The sequence below is a fragment of the Cellulomonas humilata genome (assembly GCF_030814415.1).
Taxonomy (GTDB): Bacteria; Actinomycetota; Actinomycetes; order Actinomycetales; family Cellulomonadaceae; genus Cellulomonas; species Cellulomonas humilata_A.
In genome coordinates this window covers 66853-82793 of the sequence record NZ_JAUSVB010000007.1, presented here as the reverse complement: position 1 = coordinate 82793, position 15941 = coordinate 66853, and the positions used below count along the sequence as shown (strand labels likewise).

Genomic DNA, 15941 nt, shown 5'->3' with positions numbered 1-15941 from the left:
AGCACGACCCAGGGAGACATCGATGGTCCAGGGCCCTCACCCGGCACCGCCGCGAACGCCCACGCCTACCACCGCGCGCGTCTCGGTTCCCGCCGCGACGACGAGCACGGCCGGCCCCGAGCAGGTCACCGGCGCGCAGTCGATCGTCCGCTCGCTCGAGGAGGCCGGCGTCGAGGTCGTCTTCGGCATCCCCGGCGGCGCGATCCTCCCGACGTACGACCCGCTGATGGACTCCACCAAGGTCCGCCACATCCTGGTCCGGCACGAGCAGGGCGGTGGCCACGCGGCCGCCGGCTACGCCGCCGCGACCGGCCGCGTCGGCGTCTGCATGGCGACCTCGGGCCCGGGCGCCACGAACCTCGTGACCCCCATCGCCGACGCGCACATGGACTCCGTGCCGCTGGTCGCGATCACCGGGCAGGTGGCCGCGTCCATGATCGGCACGGACGCGTTCCAGGAGGCCGACATCGTCGGCATCACGCTGCCGGTGACCAAGCACAACTACCTGGTGACCGACCCCGACGACATCCCGCGGGTCATCGCCGAGGCGTTCCACATCGCGTCGACGGGTCGCCCCGGTCCGGTGCTCGTCGACATCGCGAAGTCCGCGATGGTCTCGCGCACCACGTTCTCGTGGCCGCAGGAGCTGAACCTGCCCGGCTACCACCCGGTGACCAAGCCGCACGCCAAGCAGATCCGCGAGGCCGCCCGGCTCATCGCGACGTCGCGCCGCCCGGTGTTCTACGTCGGCGGCGGGGTCATCCGGGCCCGTGCGGCAGCCGAGCTGCGCGCTCTGACCGAGGCTGCGGGTGCCCCCGTCGTCACCACCCTCATGGCGCGCGGTGCACTGCCCGACTCGCACCCGCAGAACCTCGGGATGCCCGGCATGCACGGCACGGTGGCCGCGGTCGCCGCGCTGCAGAAGGCCGACCTCGTCGTCGCCCTGGGCGCGCGCTTCGACGACCGCGTGACCGGGCTCCTGTCGAGCTTCGCGCCCAACGCGACCATCGTGCACGCGGACATCGACCCGGCCGAGATCGGCAAGAACCGCACGGTCGACGTGCCGATCGTCGGTGACCTCAAGGAGGTCATGGCGGACCTGCTGCCCGAGCTCGCCCGCGAGCACACGCAGCACGGCAAGCCGGACCTCGAGGAGTGGTGGCGTCAGCTGGACGACTGGCGCTCGACGTTCCCGCTCGGGTTCGACGAGCCCGCCGACGGCCACCTGGCCCCGCAACACGTCATCCAGCGGATCGGCGAGCTGTCCGGGCCGGAGTCGATCTTCGCCGCGGGCGTCGGTCAGCACCAGATGTGGGCCGCGCAGTTCATCAAGTACCAGCGGCCCAACTCGTGGCTGAACTCGGGCGGCCTGGGCACCATGGGCTACGCGGTGCCGGCGGCGATGGGTGCCAAGGTCGGGGACCCGTCCCGGACCGTCTGGGCGATCGACGGCGACGGCTGCTTCCAGATGACCAACCAGGAGCTGGCCACCTGCACCATCAACGAGATCCCGATCAAGGTCGCGATCATCAACAACTCGTCGCTCGGCATGGTGCGGCAGTGGCAGACCCTGTTCTACGAGTCCCGCTACTCCAACACCGACCTCAACACCGGGCACGGCACCGTGCGCATCCCCGACTTCGTGAAGATGGCCGACGCGTACGGCTGCGCCGGGCTGCGCTGCGAGACCGTCGGTGACGTGGACGCCACCATCAAGCGCGCCCTCGAGATCAACGACCAGCCGGTCGTCATCGACTTCACCGTGTCACGTGACGCGATGGTGTGGCCGATGGTCGCCGCCGGCGTCAGCAACGACGACATCCAGTACGCGCGTGGGATCAGCCCCGCGTGGGACCGGGAGGACTGAGCCATGTCCCGTCACACACTCTCGGTCCTCGTCGAGAACAAGCCCGGCGTGCTGACACGCGTCGCCGGCCTGTTCGCGCGGCGGTCGTTCAACATCCACTCGCTCGCGGTCGGTCCCACCGAGCACGACGAGATCTCCCGCATCACGGTCGTCGTCGACGTCGACGCCCTGCCGCTGGAGCAGGTGACCAAGCAGCTGAACAAGCTGATCAACGTCATCAAGATCGTCGAGCTGGAGGACTCCGCGTCCGTCCAGCGCGAGCTGCTGCTGGTGAAGGTCAAGGCCGACGCCACGCAGCGCACCGGTGTCCTCGAGGTCGTCCAGCTGTTCCGGGCGCACGTCGTCGACGTCGTGCCGGACACCGTCGTCATCGAGGCGACCGGCGGACCGGGCAAGCTCGACGCCCTGCTCGCCGCCCTGGAGCCGTTCGGCATCCGGGAGATCGTGCAGTCCGGCACCGTGGCCATCGGCCGCGGGTCGCGCTCGATCACCGACCGCGCCCTGGAGCGCGTCAACCGCTCCGCCTGACTCTTTCCCCTTTCAGCAGCACCAATCACCGAGGAGACCCATCGTGGCCGAGCTGTTCTACGACGACGACGCCGACCTGTCGATCATCGCCAACAAGAAGGTCGCCGTCATCGGCTACGGCAGCCAGGGGCACGCGCACAGCCTCAACCTGCGCGACTCCGGTGTCGACGTGACCGTCGGCCTGCGCGAGGGCTCCGCGTCCCGCGCCAAGGCCGAGAACCAGGGCCTCAAGGTCGCCTCCGTGGCCGACGCGGTCCGCGAGGCCGACGTCGTCGTCATCCTGGCCCCCGACCAGGTGCAGCGCATCGTCTACCGCGACGAGATCGAGCCCAACCTGAAGGACGGCGCCGCGCTCGTCTTCGGCCACGGCTTCAACATCCGCTTCGGCTACATCAAGCCGGCCGCGGGTCACGACGTGCTCATGGTCGCCCCCAAGGGCCCGGGTCACCTGGTCCGCCGCGAGTACGTCGACGGCCGCGGCGTGCCCGTGATCGTCGCCGTCGAGCAGGACGCGTCGGGCTCCGCCTGGGACCTCGCGCTGTCCTACGCCAAGGCGATCGGTGGCCTGCGCGCCGCCGGCATCAAGACGACCTTCACCGAGGAGACCGAGACCGACCTGTTCGGTGAGCAGGCCGTCCTGTGCGGTGGCGTCTCGCAGCTCATCCAGTACGGCTTCGAGACCCTGACGGAGGCCGGCTACCAGCCCGAGGTCGCGTACTTCGAGGTCCTGCACGAGCTGAAGCTGATCGTCGACCTCATCTTCGAGGGCGGCATCACCAAGCAGCGCTGGTCCGTGTCCGACACCGCCGAGTACGGCGACTACGTGTCCGGTCCGCGCGTCATCACGCCCGACGTGAAGACGAACATGCAGGCGGTCCTCGCGGACATCCAGAACGGCGCCTTCGCGGAGCGCTTCATCAACGACCAGGACGCCGGCGCGCCGGAGTTCAAGGAGCTGCGCGAGAAGGGCCAGAACCACCCGATCGAGCCCGTCGGCCGCGAGCTGCGCAAGCTGTTCGCCTGGGTCAAGCCGACGGAGACCGACTACGTCGAGGGCAGCGCGGCGCGCTGATCCACCCTCACCCCAGAACGGCACCCGGGCTCACCCGGGTGCCGTTCTGCGTCTCCGACCCGAGATCGTGGGTTCGTCGCGAGATCGTGGGTGCGCACCGACGATCTCGTGCCGCACCCACGATCGCGGTCGGCACCCCGGCGATGTGCCGGTGGCCAGCGGGTACGCAAGGATGGGGCACACCACGACGGAGGGACGACGATGACCTACGAGCAGGTAGAGCCGGCCGAGCACGCAGCCGAGGGAACGGTCGACGACCTCCGCATCGCGGCGTTCTGGCAGGCCGCCCGCGGCCATGTCGGGATGGGCAAGCTGGACAGCGTCGTCGGTGGCACGCCCGAGGACGTGGTCCCCCCGCCGTCGTGGTCCTACGGGGACGACGCCGAGGCGGACGAGCTGCTGGCCCGGGTGCTCGACGGGCGCAAGACCGCCACCGCGCTGGCCGTCGCCGAGCTGCAGCAGGTGGGTCTCGAGGTCCCGCACGTGGGAGACCTGTCGATCGTCGTGGACGGTGCGGGCGACCCGCGCGCGCTGCTGCGCACCACCGAGGTCGAGGTGGTCCCGTTCGACCAGGTGTCGGCGGAGCACGCGGCGGCGGAGGCCGAGGGCGACGGCACTCTGGAGTCGTGGCGGGCGCAGCACGAGGCGTCGTGGCGGCGGGTGCTGGGGGAGGCGTTCTCACCGTCGCTCGACGTGATGCTGGAGCGGTTCGAGCTGATCTATCCGACCCTCGGCCCGACCCCCGCCGTCGACTGATCGCGCGTCCCGCAGGATGAGACATCCGTCCCGAGCGGTGGGACGGGGTCTACGCTCGGTCCATGGTCGACACCACTGCTGCCCGGGACATCCGCCTCGCCGTCGTCGCTGGTGACGGCATCGGCACGGAGGTCGTCGAGCAGGGTCTGCTGGCCCTCGACACCGCCCTGCACGGTGGCGCGGTCACGGTCTCGACGACGGACTTCGACCTGGGCGCCCGCCGCTGGCACGCGACCGGCGAGACCCTCACGGACACCGACCTCGAGGCGATCCGCGCGCACGACGCCATCCTGCTGGGCGCCATCGGCGACCCCAGCGTGCCGTCGGGCGTGCTGGAGCGGGGGCTGCTGCTCAAGCTGCGCTTCGCGCTGGACCACTACGTCAACCTGCGCCCGAGCCGGCTCTACCCGGGCGTCGCGTCGCCGCTGGGCAACCCAGGCGAGATCGACTTCGTGGTGGTCCGCGAGGGCACCGAGGGCCCGTACGTGGGCAACGGCGGCGCCATCCGCGTGGGCACCCCGCACGAGGTGGCCAACGAGGTCAGCGTGAACACCGCGTTCGGCGTCGAGCGCGTGGTCCGCGACGCCTTCGCGCGTGCCGCGGCCCGCCCGCGCAAGAAGCTCACGCTCGTGCACAAGCACAACGTCCTCGTGCACGCCGGCCACCTGTGGCGCCGCACGGTCGAGGCCGTGAACGCCGAGTTCCCCGACGTGACGGTCGACTACCTGCACGTGGACGCGGCGACCATCTTCCTGGTCACCAACCCGGCGCGTTTCGACGTCATCGTCACCGACAACCTGTTCGGCGACATCCTCACGGACCTCGCCGCGGCCATCACCGGCGGCATCGGGCTCGCGGCGTCGGCCAACATCAACCCGGACCGGACAGCGCCCAGCATGTTCGAGCCGGTGCACGGCTCCGCGCCGGACATCGCGGGCCAGGGCAAGGCCGACCCCACCGCCACGGTGCTGTCCGTCGCCCTGCTGCTCGAGCACCTCGGCCTTCCGGAGGCGGCAGCGCGCGTGGAGAAGGCCGTGGCCGACGACATCGTCGAGCGCGGCCAGGTCGAGCGAGTACGGTCGACGGCCGAGGTGGGCAAGGACCTCGCCGCGCGCATCGCCGGCTGATCCACATCCTCGCGGGGCCGCTGCGCCCCGCCCCGGATGCCACCCGGCCGTCCTCACCGGTACCGTCAAACCTGACTCTGGTGAAAGGCCCCCGCACATGAGCACCACGACCCACCCCACGTCCGCCGACCTCTTCGAGATCACCCGGACCGACACCCCCGTCCCCGACGCGCAGCGCGACGCAGCGCTGGCGTCGCCGAAGTTCGGCACCGTGTTCACCGAGCACATGGCCCGCATCACGTACTCGAACGAGAACGGCTGGACGGGTCGGCGCGTCGAGAAGTACGGCCCGCTGCTGCTGGACCCGGCGACGGCCGTCCTGCACTACGGCCAGGAGATCTTCGAGGGCATGAAGGCGTACCGCCACGCCGACGGCTCCGTCTGGACGTTCCGGCCGCGCGACAACGCGGCCCGGTTCACGCGCTCGGCCCGACGGCTCGCGCTGCCGGAGCTGTCGGAGGCGGACTTCCTCGGTGCCATCGAGGCGCTCGTCGCCACCGACCTGGCCTGGGTGCCCTCCGGCGAGGAGACGAGCCTGTACCTGCGGCCGTTCATGTACGCCTCGGAGACGTTCCTCGGCGTGCGGCCCTCGCTGGAGGCGGAGTTCCTCGTCATCGCGTCGCCGGTCGGCCCGTACTTCGCGGGCGGCGTGCGGCCGGTGTCCATCTGGGTGGACCAGGAGTACCACCGCGCGGGTGCCGGTGGCACGGGTGCCGCCAAGTGCGGCGGCAACTACGCCGCGAGCCTCCTCCCGCAGCAGCTGGCCTACGCCAAGGGCTTCGAGCAGGTGTGCTTCCTCGACGCGTCGACGAACACGCAGATCGAGGAGCTGGGCGGGATGAACGTGTTCGTCGTCCACGCCGACGGCAGCGTGGCGACGCCGCCGGTCTCGGGGTCGATCCTCGAGGGCGTCACGCGGTCGTCGATCCTGCGCCTGCTGACGGACGCCGGTCACGAGGTCTCCGAGCGCCAGATCCCGCTGACGGAGCTGCGGGAGGGGCTCGCCGACGGGTCGGTGCGCGAGGTGTTCGCGTGCGGCACGGCCGCCGTCATGACGCCGATCGGGCGACTGGCCAGCGACGACTTCGACCTCACGGTGGGCGACGGCGACGCCGGGCCGGTGACCACGCGCATCCGCGCCGAGCTCACCGACATCCAGTACGGCCGCGCGACCGACCGGCACGGTTGGCTCCACCGGCTCGCGTGATGGAACCGTCCGCGAACGCCGACCTGGCCGCTGACGTCGACCGCGTCGCGGCCGAGACCGGCTTCGCGGGGGTGGTGCGGGTGGACCGTGCCGGCACCACGGAGCTCTCGGCCGCGTACGGGCTCGCCGACCGGCGGCACGGCATCGCCATGACGCCGGACACCCAGGTGGGGATCGCGAGCGGTTCCAAGGGCATGACCGCGCTCGCCGTGATGAGCCTGGTCGAGGACGGCACGCTCTCGCTCGGCACGACGGCCCGGTCGCTGCTGGGCACGGACCTGCCGCTGATCGCCGACGACGTCACCATCGAGCACCTCCTGGGGCACACGTCGGGCATCGGCGACTACCTCGACGAGGACGACGACATCCCGATCACCGCGTACGCGATGACGGTCCCGGTGCACGAGCTGGACACCACGGAGGCGTTCCTCCGCGTGCTCGACGGGTTCCCGACGGCGTTCCCGGCGGGGGACCGGTTCTTCTACTGCAACGGCGGGTTCGTGGTGCTGGCCCTGCTGGCGGAACGTGCGTCGGGGGTGCCGTTCCACGACCTCGTCCGCGACCGGGTGTGCCGCCCGGCCGGTCTGGTGGACACCGACTTCCTGCGGTCGGACGCCCTGCCCGGCCGCGCGGCGCTGGGGTACGTCGAGATGGACGGGCAGTGGCGCACCAACGTGTTCCACCTGCCGGTGCTCGGCACGGGCGACGGCGGGATCTACACGACCGGTGCGGACGTGCACCGGTTCTGGACGGCGTTGTTCGACGGCGCGATCGTCAGCCCGGACAGCGTGGCCCAGATGGTCCGGCCGCGCAGCACGGCGCCCGAGGACCCGCGGCGGTACGGCCTGGGGTTCTGGGTGCACGCCACCCGCGACGACGTCGTCGAGCTCGAGGGCTACGACGCGGGCGTGTCGTTCCTGAGCCTGCACGACCCGGCGGCCGGGCTGACCGCGACGGTCGTCGGGACGACCGCCGAGGCCGCGTGGCCGCTGGCCCGCCTGCTGCAGGAGCGGTTGATCGACTGAGTCGCGTCAGTCGATCGGTGTCGTCCCCGGGCGCAGCGTGCGGCTCAGCACACCGAGCAGCAGGGACCAGATCGCGATGCCGATGAGCGCGTTCACGAGGCCGGCGGAGATCGACGACTCGAGCACGTCGGTCCAGGTCAGCGGCAGGAGCGCTGCCGTCAGGGTGCCCAGGAACATGATCCAGCCGAAGAACGCCTTGGGCTTCGGGGTGGTGAGCACCAGCAGGTGCAGCAGCCCGCCCGCGAGCACCGCGATGACCGCGGCGCCGACCACGTACGCGGCCCCGGTCGAGTCGACGCCGAAGACGTCCTGGACGGCGAGCTCGAAGCCGAGGATCTGGTCGACGATCACGACACCTACCAGGCCGACGAGCGCCGCCACCAGGGCAGTCGCGACGACCCCGGCCCAGAAGCGTCCGGCGTCCACCGACGGGTCCGCGGGCCGGGCGGGTGCCACGGGCACGGGCTGGACGGGCTGCACGGGCTGGACCGGAGCGGGCTGCAGCGCGGCCGGGTAGACGACCGTGGGATCCGCGGGCGGCGGAGGAGCCGGCGACGGGGTCGGTGTCTGGTGCGGGTAGGCGGACTGGCGCTCAGGCGGGGGAGTGGGGATGGACATTGCTGCCTCCTGGAGGTCGGCCGACCTGCGCGCCGCCGGTGACGACACGGAGCAACGCTAGCGAATCGGACATCCCGCCGCGCGGACGTCGGGACACATGGCTCGGCGGCCGTCAGAGGACCGGTCGGGTGAACGTCGGCCGGTACCCGTCGCGACCACACGTCTCGGGGCTACCGTGCGGTCGGCCTGAGGAGGCGGAATGCCGGACGATCATGAGGGTGGGGACGTGAGCGAGGGTCGTCCCGGCATCCCCTGGGCGCCGCCGATCCGGGTGGCCGAGGTCCGCGGCCCGGTGGTGTCGGTGGGCCTCTGCGCCATCGGCGCCCTCCTGGGTGCAGGCCTCCTGGTCGGCGGGGCAGCCCTCATGGCTCCGTTCTTCGCGCCCGCGACGGACGGGATCAACGAGCCGTACGGCGTCGTGATCGCCCTCCCACTCATCGTCACCGGTCTGCTGGTGCTGGGGTTCTCGGTCGGCCCCATCGCTCGCCGGGTCTTCCGCCGGGAGTAGCGCGGAGTGGGTGGCCGCCACGGCGGGAGTGTCCAGCACGTGGAACGGGCGACCACGGAACGTGACGTGTGCCACCATGCAGGTGTGACCCGCTTCTCCCTCATTATCGAGTAGCGCGTCGGCCCACCAGCTGACGCGCAGACCTCCCGTACCCCGGGGGGTCTTTTTGTTGGTCGGAGCACCACCCCCGCCCCGACTACCGTCGACTGCAACCGGCACACCCCCGCCGGGAAGAACGAGGAAGCAGCCGGCGCAGTTCGAGTACGTCGCCCGTCCCAGCACCGAAGAGAGCACATCGTGTCCGTCACCAGCAGCACGCCGTTCCAGGTCTACGACACGACCCTGCGCGACGGCGCCCAGCAGGAGGGGATGAACCTCTCCGTCGCCGACAAGCTGGCCATCGCGCCGCTGCTCGACGAGCTCGGTGTCGGCTTCATCGAGGGGGGCTGGCCGGGCGCGGTGCCCAAGGACACCGAGTTCTTCAAGCGGGCCGCCAAGGAGCTGGACTTCCGCAACGCGGAGCTGGCCGCGTTCGGCAGCACGCGCAAGGCCGGGACGCGCGCGGTCGACGACCCGCAGGTCCGGGCTCTGGTCGACTCCGAGGCACCGGTCGTCGCGCTCGTCGCCAAGCACGACCTGCGGCACGCGGAGCGCGCTCTGCGGACCACGGGCGACGAGAACATCGCGATGATCGCGGACACCGTCGCCTTCCTGGTGCGCGAGGGGCGGCGGGTCGTGGTGGACGCCGAGCACTTCTTCGACGGCTACCGGTTCGACCCGGCGTACTCCCGCGCCGCCGTGCTCGCCGGGTTCGAGGCGGGCGCCGAGGTGGTCGCCCTCTGCGACACCAACGGGGGCATGGTCCCCACCTGGATCGCGGACATCGTGCACGAGATCCGGGGAGCCGTCGGGCCCGACGCCGTCCTCGGCATCCACGCGCACAACGACTCCGGCTGCGCGGTTGCCAACACGCTCGCCGCGGTCGAGGCCGGGTGCTCGCACGTCCAGGGCACCGTCAACGGGTACGGCGAGCGCACGGGGAACGCCGACCTGCTGTCCGTCGTCGCCAACCTGCAGCTCAAGTACGGGCTGCCGGTGCTCAAGGTGACGGACGGGCTGCCCGGCGGGCTCCCGGAGCTGACCCGGATCGCCCACGCGATCAGCGAGATCACGAACATCTCGCCGTTCGCCCGGTCGGCGTACGTCGGCGCCAGCGCGTTCGCGCACAAGGCGGGCATCCACGCGTCCGCCATCAAGGTGGACCCCGACCTCTACCAGCACATCGACCCTGCCGCCGTGGGCAACGACATGCGGATGCTGATCTCCGACATGGCCGGCCGCGCGTCGATCGAGCTCAAGGGGCGGGAGCTCGGGTTCGACCTCGCCGGGCGCCCCGAGCTGCTCGGCCGGGTCACGGACCGGGTCAAGGACGCCGAGGCGAACGGCTACACGTACGAGGCGGCGGACGCGTCGTTCGAGCTCCTCCTGCTCGAGGAGATCGACGGGCAGCGCCCGCAGTACTTCCGGGTCGAGTCGTGGCGGACCATCGTCGAGCGCAGCGGCGGCCGCGGCACGCCCGCAACGGCCGAGGCGACCGTCAAGCTGCACGCCGGCGGGGAGCGGGTCGTCAGCACGGGGGAGGGCAACGGGCCGGTCAACGCGCTCGACCACGCCCTGCGCCAGGCGCTCGTCCGGGTCTACCCCGAGCTCGAGACGTTCGAGCTCATCGACTTCAAGGTGCGCATCCTCGACTCGATGCACGGCACCGACGCGATCACCCGCGTGCTGATCGAGATGACCGACGGCCAGCGCTCCTGGAGCACCGTCGGCGTCGGCCCCAACCTGCTGGAGGCGTCGTGGGAGGCCCTCACCGACTCCGCCATCTGGGGGCTTCGCCACAACGGTGTGACGCCTCGCTGAACTTCATCCCTGCGCACCTGACCGTCGCGGCTTAGCCTCGGGGGACCGGCCGCTGCAGCGCGGCCGCCGACGTGCGGGAGGAGCGGTCGTGTCCGGCAGTACGCCGCCGCCTGATCCGGCACCGGGCTGGCCGTCCGGGTCGAGGAGGTCGGGTACCAGCTGGTGGTGGCTGCTCGTGGCCGTCCTGGCGATCGCCCTGGTCACCGCGCTCGTCGCGCAGCCGTGGGCACCGGTGGAGACCGAGCCGACACCGACCGGTACCGTCACCGACACCGAGCCGACGACCGCCCCCACCACGCAGCCGCCGTCGCTCGCGCCGTCCGTCGCACCGCCCGGGGCGGACGCGATGTTCGACGCGATCACGGCACCCACCCTGTTCGTCACGTCGGCGGAGCTGCTCGTGAACGTCCCGGCGGCCGAGCCCGAGGTGCGGCAGCTGATCACGTCCGGGCAGCTGCCGTGGGGCCTGCCGGCGGGCTCGACGGTCGACCCGCCGGAGTGCACGGCGGCCGTCACCGTCGTCGCCACCCCGCCCACCTGGTTCGACGCGCTGATGTGGGGCAACGACGCGATGTCCTTCGAGCAGGAGGTCGTCCTGCTGCCCGACCCCGCCGCGGCGCGCGAGGCGTTCCGTGAGCTGGTGACGACCGTCGACGGCTGCCCGGAGTACAGCCAGGTGAACCTGGGCATCGACGGCGCCACCTGGAGTGCCGAGCCGGCGATCGAGGGGCAGGGCGTGTACCCGTCGATCGTGCAGGAGATCACGCACTCCGCCGAGGGGAGCGAGATCCCGGGGTACCGGGGGCACATGCTCGTCGGCAACACCATCGTCACGTGGACGGCCGAGGCGCTCGGTCCCGGGGACGCGGACGCCGCGCGAGCCACCCTGGGCGATGCGGCCAGCCTGTCCGCGATGATCCAGGACCGCGCGCAGTCGGCCGTGCAGTCGCTCGGCTGACGGAGCCGCCTACGCTGGGCGGCGTGCACGGTGAGTACAAGGTCCCCGGCGGCAAGCTCGTCGCGGTCGACCTCGACGTGGTGGACGGGCTGCTGACCGGCGTCAGCGTCAGCGGCGACTTCTTCCTCGAGCCCGACGAAGCACTGCCGGTGCTGTCGTCGGCCCTGGACGGGCTGCCGCGGGACACCCCCGTGAGCCGGCTCGCCGAGGCCGTGACCACGGCACTCGCCCACGAGGACCAGCCGGTGACGATGGTCGGGTTCGACGCCCACGCGGTGGCGGTCGCGGTGCGTCGGGCGCTCGGGTACTCCACCGGGTGGGCCGACCACACGTTCGAGCTCATCCACCCCGGGCCGCTGCCCCCGGCGATGCACACGGCGCTCGACCAGGTGCTCACCGAGGAGCTGGGGGTGGGGCGTCGCGGCCCGACCCTGCGGTTCTGGGAGTGGGTCGAGCCCGCGGTGATCATCGGGTCGTTCCAGTCGCTGCGCAACGAGGTGGACCTCGAGGCGGCGGAGCGCCACGGCATCACGGTGGTCCGGCGGATCTCCGGCGGCGGCGCGATGTTCATGGAGGCCGGCAACTGCATCACGTTCTCGCTGGTGGTGCCGGCGTCGCTGGTGGACGGCATGACCTTCGAGGACTCCTACGCGTTCCTCAACCAGTGGGTGCTGGGTGCGCTCGCGGACGTCGGCGTGCACGCGTTCACCAGCGGGCTCAACGACATCGCCTCACCGGCCGGCAAGCTGGCCGGCTCCGCGCAGAAGCGGATGGTCGGCGGCGCGGTCCTGCACCACGTGACCATGTCCTACGACATCGACGCCGACAAGATGCTCGAGGTGCTCCGGATCGGGCGCGAGAAGCTGTCGGACAAGGGGACGACCAGCGCGAACAAGCGGGTGGACCCGGTGCGCTCGCAGACCCAGCTGCCGCGCGAGGCGGTCATCGCCGCGTTCGCGGCCCACTTCCGCGGGCTGTACCCCACGGTCGACGGCGCGCTGCGACCCGAGGAGCTGGAGCGCGCAGCCGAGCTGATGCGGACCAAGTTCACGGACCCGGCCTGGACCGCCCGCGTGCCCTGACCTCAGGGGCCGTGCAGCACCACGAACGCGAGCGCGGCGACGCCGATCACGACGACTCCCGCGGCGCTGACCGCCACGAGCCGCCCACCGGGAGGCAGCGCACCGCCGACGAGGTGCCTCCGGTGCGAGACGACCGCCAGCGCGACGGAGATCACGAGTGCGGAGGCCGCGAGGCTCCAGGCGGCCGGACCGAGGAACTCCTGCAGCAGGTGCGCGGCTGCGATCGCGCCGCCCGTGAGCCCGATCGCGGTGCGGCGCCAGGCCAGGTGGGTGCGCTCGGCTGCGAGCGTCGGAGGTGGCTCGCTCATCCGACGGCCATCCCGACGAGGACCAGGACACCGGCGACGCAGACGCCGACGACGAGCAGGCCGAACGCCGACGGCGCCGGGAGCGAGGTGCCCAGCCGGACCGCACGCTCGGCGCGGGCCCAGCTCATCCACGCCAGCACGGGGGCCAGGACGCCCAGCACGACCAGGACCATCGCTGCGGCGAACCGCAGGTCCGGCTGCACCGGCAGCGCGAGGGCCTCCAGGGCCACCCCACCGGCCAGCAGCGCGAGCGACGTCCGGATCCACGCGAGGAAGGTCCGTTCGTTCGCCAGCGAGAACCGGGCGTCCGGATCGGACCCCGTGCCGTAGACCCACCGCGGGAACCGGCGCTCGTCGCTCATGGCCCCATCCTGCCGTCAGAGCCGACGGGACAGCAGGACGGACGCTCCGACGATCGTGCTGGACGCGTGTATCAGTGCAGGGCCGGCGCGCTCCTGACCCGTGACGAGGGGAGTCACATGGACCTGGATCGAGAGCTTCGCCGCCTCACCGTGCTGCACGCGCGCGAGGTCGCCGTCGTGCGCCGCCGCGCACCCGGTGCAGCGACGCGCACCGCGCAGCTGGTGCTGCTGCGCGGGGGTCACGTCGGGCGAGCGCCGAAGACCGCGCTGCCGACGCGCACCAGCGTCGCACCCTCCGCGACGGCCAGCTCGAGGTCGCCGCTCATGCCCATGGACAGCTCGGTCGCCGTCTGAGTGCCCACTGCGACGAGCTCGTCCCGCAGCGACCGCAGGAGGGCGTAGCCGGACCGGACGACGGCGGTGTCGTCGGAACGCGCGCCGATCGTCATCAGGCCGGCCACCCGCAGGCCGGGGAGTGCTGCGACGGCCCCCGCGAGCGCGACCGCCTCGTCCGGCACGACCCCGTGCTTCGTCGCCTCGCCGGACACGTTCACCTGCACGTACACGTCCAGAGGCCCGGTCGCCCGCGCGGAGAGTCGCTCGGCCAGGTCCAGCGACTCCACCGACTCGATGCACGACACCCAGCGCAGGGCCGCGTTGACCTTGTTGGACTGCAGCGGCCCGATCAGGTGCACCGTCGCCAGCCCGGCGAGCTCGGGTCCCTTGGCGACGAGCTCCTGCACGCGGTTCTCGCCGACGAGCACGGCGGTCAGGTTCGGGTCCTCGGCCCTGGCCCGGGCGTCGGCCGCGATCGCCTCGCGGACCAGGTCGACCGGCTGCGTCTTGGTCGCCAGGAGCAGGCGGACGTCCGCGGGGTCGCGGCCGGCGGAGACGGCGGCCTGCGCCACGCGGCGGCGGACGTCGGACAGTCGCTCGGCGATCACGGGTCGGACCGCGCGATGTCCGCGACGGTCGCCGACGTGAGCCGGACCAGGTCGTCGGGGGAGAGCTCGACGTCGAGGCCGCGTCGCCCGCCGGAGACCAGGACGGTGTCGAAGAGCCACGCGGTCTCGTCGACCACCGTGGGGTGCGGCGATCGCTGGCCGAGCGGGGAGATGCCACCGACGACGTACCCCGTGGCGCGCTCGGCGTCCGGCTTGGGCGCCAGCGTGGCGCGCTTGCCCCCGACGGCCTGCGCGAGCGCCTTGAGGTCCAGCTGCCCGGTCACGGGCACGACCGCCACCGTGAGCGTGCCGTCCACGACCGTCATCAGGGTCTTGAACACCTGCTCCGGCGGGACGCCGAGCGCGGCCGCGGCCTCCAGGCCGTACCCGAGGGAGCTCGCGGGGTCGTGCGTGTAGGCGTGTGCCGTGTGCGTGACACCTGCCGCGGTCAGCGCGACGAGCGCCGGCGTGCCGGTGGGCGCGTGCTCCTTCTTCACCACGGAGCCACGATAGGGCGGGATCAGGGTCCTCCCGGATACCGTCCGCGGCCGTCGGGGGTGCAGGCTGGCCTGGTGAAGACGCTGCTCAACATCATCTGGCTCGTGCTCGCGGGTTTCTGGCTGGCCCTGGGCTACGTGCTCGCCGGCATCATCTGCTGCATCCTCATCGTCACGATCCCGTTCGGCATCGCGTCGTTCCGGATGGCCAGCTACGCGCTGTGGCCGTTCGGCCGCACGGTCGTCGACAAGCCGACGTCCGGGGCGTGGTCCGTGATCGGGAACGTCATCTGGGTGATCGTCGCCGGCTGGTGGCTGGCGCTCACGCACATCATCACGGGCATCCTCGAGGCGATCACGATCATCGGCATCCCGCTGGCCCTGGCCAACTGGAAGATGGTGCCCATCTCGCTGTTCCCGCTGGGCAAGCAGATCGTCCCGTCCGACCGGATGATGGCGGCCTACGGGCAGTAGCTACTGGCCGGTGATCAGCACGATGACCAGGTAGATCAGCGTCCCGGCGGCGACGCCCGTGCTCGCCGCGAACCACGTGGCGGGGTTCTTGCCGCGGGCCTGGAGCACCATCGCGGTCACCACGAGGATCACCGCGGCGGCGATCGTCAGGATGCCGAGCACCCAGATCGCGGACACGAGCGCGGCCACCAGGCAGATGAGGAACACGAACCGCGGCGACCTGGTGCGGCGCACGGGGGCGTCTGTGGGCTGGGTGCTCATGCGCGAACGGTAACCCGCCGGGGCGGTCTCAGTCCGGACCGTCCGGGTGACTGTCCAGCCAGGCCTTCGCGACGCGCTTCGGCGCCTGCGTCAGCCACGCCTCGACCACCAGGTCCTGGAGCTCGTCGGTGTCGATCGCGTCGAGCCGCACCAGGATCGCCGGGTAGCCGTCGAAGTGCGGTGTCACGAAGTAGACGTCCGGCAGGCGCGCGAGCAGCTCCTCCTTGGCGTCGAGGTCCGGCACGCGGGCGCCGAGGATCGGTCCGTCGGGGGCCGACGAGCCCAGCGCCTGGTGGTCGACCGCGCGCAGCGGCCGGTCCCAGACGAGCGGCTTCCTCGACCCGACCCGCCAGCTGCGCTCGGGCTCCTCGAACGTCTCCGGCAGCGCCGCCACGGCGTCCCGCACGTCGTCCCACGTGGCCATGAC

General features: G+C 71.9%; 20 protein-coding genes. 12 read left to right on the top strand and 8 right to left on the bottom strand.

Translation table 11 applies throughout. The features are described from left to right. Positions 1 to 22: 22 nt before the first annotated feature. The 7 genes from J2X26_RS20920 to J2X26_RS20890 all read left to right on the top strand — a co-directional run bounded on the left by J2X26_RS20920 (position 23) and on the right by J2X26_RS20890 (position 7582). Positions 23 to 1867 carry an acetolactate synthase large subunit gene (locus J2X26_RS20920; RefSeq protein ID WP_307494647.1) on the top strand — a complete coding sequence of 615 codons (1845 nt, stop codon included), beginning with the start codon at positions 23 to 25 and terminating at the stop codon, positions 1865 to 1867. A gap of 3 nt (positions 1868 to 1870) precedes the next feature. After that, positions 1871 to 2395: an acetolactate synthase small subunit gene (gene ilvN, locus J2X26_RS20915; RefSeq protein ID WP_055922650.1), complete on the top strand. Its 525-nt coding sequence runs from the start codon at positions 1871 to 1873 to the stop codon at positions 2393 to 2395. Positions 2396 to 2438: 43 nt separating this feature from the next. Next, on the top strand, positions 2439 to 3467 hold the full coding sequence (gene ilvC / locus J2X26_RS20910; protein WP_307494646.1) for a ketol-acid reductoisomerase: 1029 nt from the start codon (positions 2439 to 2441) through the stop codon (positions 3465 to 3467). 201 nt (positions 3468 to 3668) lie between these two features. Continuing rightward, on the top strand, positions 3669 to 4223 hold the full coding sequence (locus tag J2X26_RS20905; protein ID WP_307494645.1) for an ASCH domain-containing protein: 555 nt from the start codon (positions 3669 to 3671) through the stop codon (positions 4221 to 4223). A 62-nt stretch (positions 4224 to 4285) separates the two neighbouring features. Next, a complete protein-coding gene (locus tag J2X26_RS20900; protein ID WP_307494644.1) occupies positions 4286 to 5350 on the top strand; it encodes a 3-isopropylmalate dehydrogenase in 1065 nt (354 codons plus the stop codon). A 97-nt stretch (positions 5351 to 5447) separates the two neighbouring features. Continuing rightward, entirely contained in the window at positions 5448 to 6557 is a 1110-nt protein-coding gene (locus J2X26_RS20895) for a branched-chain amino acid aminotransferase (protein WP_307494643.1), read from the top strand. Next, entirely contained in the window at positions 6557 to 7582 is a 1026-nt protein-coding gene (locus tag J2X26_RS20890) for a serine hydrolase domain-containing protein (protein WP_307494642.1), read from the top strand. The genes J2X26_RS20895 and J2X26_RS20890 overlap by 1 nt, the downstream gene beginning before the upstream one ends. Before the next feature lie 6 nt (positions 7583 to 7588). On the opposite strand, the gene J2X26_RS20885 is transcribed toward J2X26_RS20890, so the two are convergent. Then, positions 7589 to 8200: a hypothetical protein gene (locus J2X26_RS20885; protein WP_307494641.1), complete on the bottom strand. Its 612-nt coding sequence runs from the start codon at positions 8198 to 8200 to the stop codon at positions 7589 to 7591. Between the two features lie 226 nt (positions 8201 to 8426). On the opposite strand from J2X26_RS20885, the gene J2X26_RS20880 reads away from it, so the two are divergent. The 4 genes from J2X26_RS20880 (at position 8427) to J2X26_RS20865 (ending at position 12668) form a co-directional block, all read left to right on the top strand. Then, complete coding sequence (locus J2X26_RS20880; RefSeq protein ID WP_307494640.1) at positions 8427 to 8708, top strand: hypothetical protein; 282 nt, start codon at positions 8427 to 8429, stop codon at positions 8706 to 8708. 297 nt (positions 8709 to 9005) lie between these two features. After that, positions 9006 to 10628: a citramalate synthase gene (cimA, locus tag J2X26_RS20875; RefSeq protein ID WP_307494639.1), complete on the top strand. Its 1623-nt coding sequence runs from the start codon at positions 9006 to 9008 to the stop codon at positions 10626 to 10628. Positions 10629 to 10716: 88 nt separating this feature from the next. After that, a complete protein-coding gene (locus J2X26_RS20870) occupies positions 10717 to 11586 on the top strand; it encodes a hypothetical protein (protein ID WP_307494638.1) in 870 nt (289 codons plus the stop codon). Positions 11587 to 11609: 23 nt separating this feature from the next. Continuing rightward, positions 11610 to 12668 carry a lipoate--protein ligase family protein gene (locus J2X26_RS20865; protein ID WP_307494637.1) on the top strand — a complete coding sequence of 353 codons (1059 nt, stop codon included), beginning with the start codon at positions 11610 to 11612 and terminating at the stop codon, positions 12666 to 12668. A gap of 2 nt (positions 12669 to 12670) precedes the next feature. On the opposite strand, the gene J2X26_RS20860 is transcribed toward J2X26_RS20865, so the two are convergent. The 5 genes from J2X26_RS20860 to ybaK are packed head-to-tail and all read right to left on the bottom strand — an operon-like array spanning position 12671 to position 14779. Continuing rightward, on the bottom strand, positions 12671 to 12976 hold the full coding sequence (locus J2X26_RS20860; protein WP_307494636.1) for a DUF202 domain-containing protein: 306 nt from the start codon (positions 12974 to 12976) through the stop codon (positions 12671 to 12673). After that, entirely contained in the window at positions 12973 to 13338 is a 366-nt protein-coding gene (locus J2X26_RS20855) for a YidH family protein (protein ID WP_307494635.1), read from the bottom strand. The genes J2X26_RS20860 and J2X26_RS20855 overlap by 4 nt, the downstream gene beginning before the upstream one ends. Positions 13339 to 13353: 15 nt before the next feature. After that, positions 13354 to 13581, bottom strand: a complete 228-nt coding sequence (locus J2X26_RS20850; RefSeq protein ID WP_307494634.1) for a hypothetical protein — start codon at positions 13579 to 13581, stop codon at positions 13354 to 13356. Then, positions 13578 to 14282 carry a YggS family pyridoxal phosphate-dependent enzyme gene (locus J2X26_RS20845; protein ID WP_307494633.1) on the bottom strand — a complete coding sequence of 235 codons (705 nt, stop codon included), beginning with the start codon at positions 14280 to 14282 and terminating at the stop codon, positions 13578 to 13580. Before J2X26_RS20845 ends, J2X26_RS20850 begins: the two co-directional genes overlap by 4 nt. After that, complete coding sequence (gene ybaK / locus J2X26_RS20840; RefSeq protein WP_439897889.1) at positions 14279 to 14779, bottom strand: Cys-tRNA(Pro) deacylase; 501 nt, start codon at positions 14777 to 14779, stop codon at positions 14279 to 14281. Before ybaK ends, J2X26_RS20845 begins: the two co-directional genes overlap by 4 nt. A 75-nt stretch (positions 14780 to 14854) precedes the next feature. Here ybaK and J2X26_RS20835 point away from each other — a divergent pair, with 75 nt between their 5' ends. Beyond that, positions 14855 to 15253 carry a YccF domain-containing protein gene (locus J2X26_RS20835; RefSeq protein WP_307494631.1) on the top strand — a complete coding sequence of 133 codons (399 nt, stop codon included), beginning with the start codon at positions 14855 to 14857 and terminating at the stop codon, positions 15251 to 15253. Here J2X26_RS20835 and J2X26_RS20830 read toward each other — a convergent pair whose 3' ends face one another. Continuing rightward, complete coding sequence (locus J2X26_RS20830; protein ID WP_307494630.1) at positions 15254 to 15514, bottom strand: hypothetical protein; 261 nt, start codon at positions 15512 to 15514, stop codon at positions 15254 to 15256. 28 nt (positions 15515 to 15542) lie between these two features. Continuing rightward, positions 15543 to 15938, bottom strand: coding sequence for an MmcQ/YjbR family DNA-binding protein (locus J2X26_RS20825; protein WP_307494629.1), 396 nt, complete (start codon positions 15936 to 15938; stop codon positions 15543 to 15545). Positions 15939 to 15941: the final 3 nt, after the last annotated feature.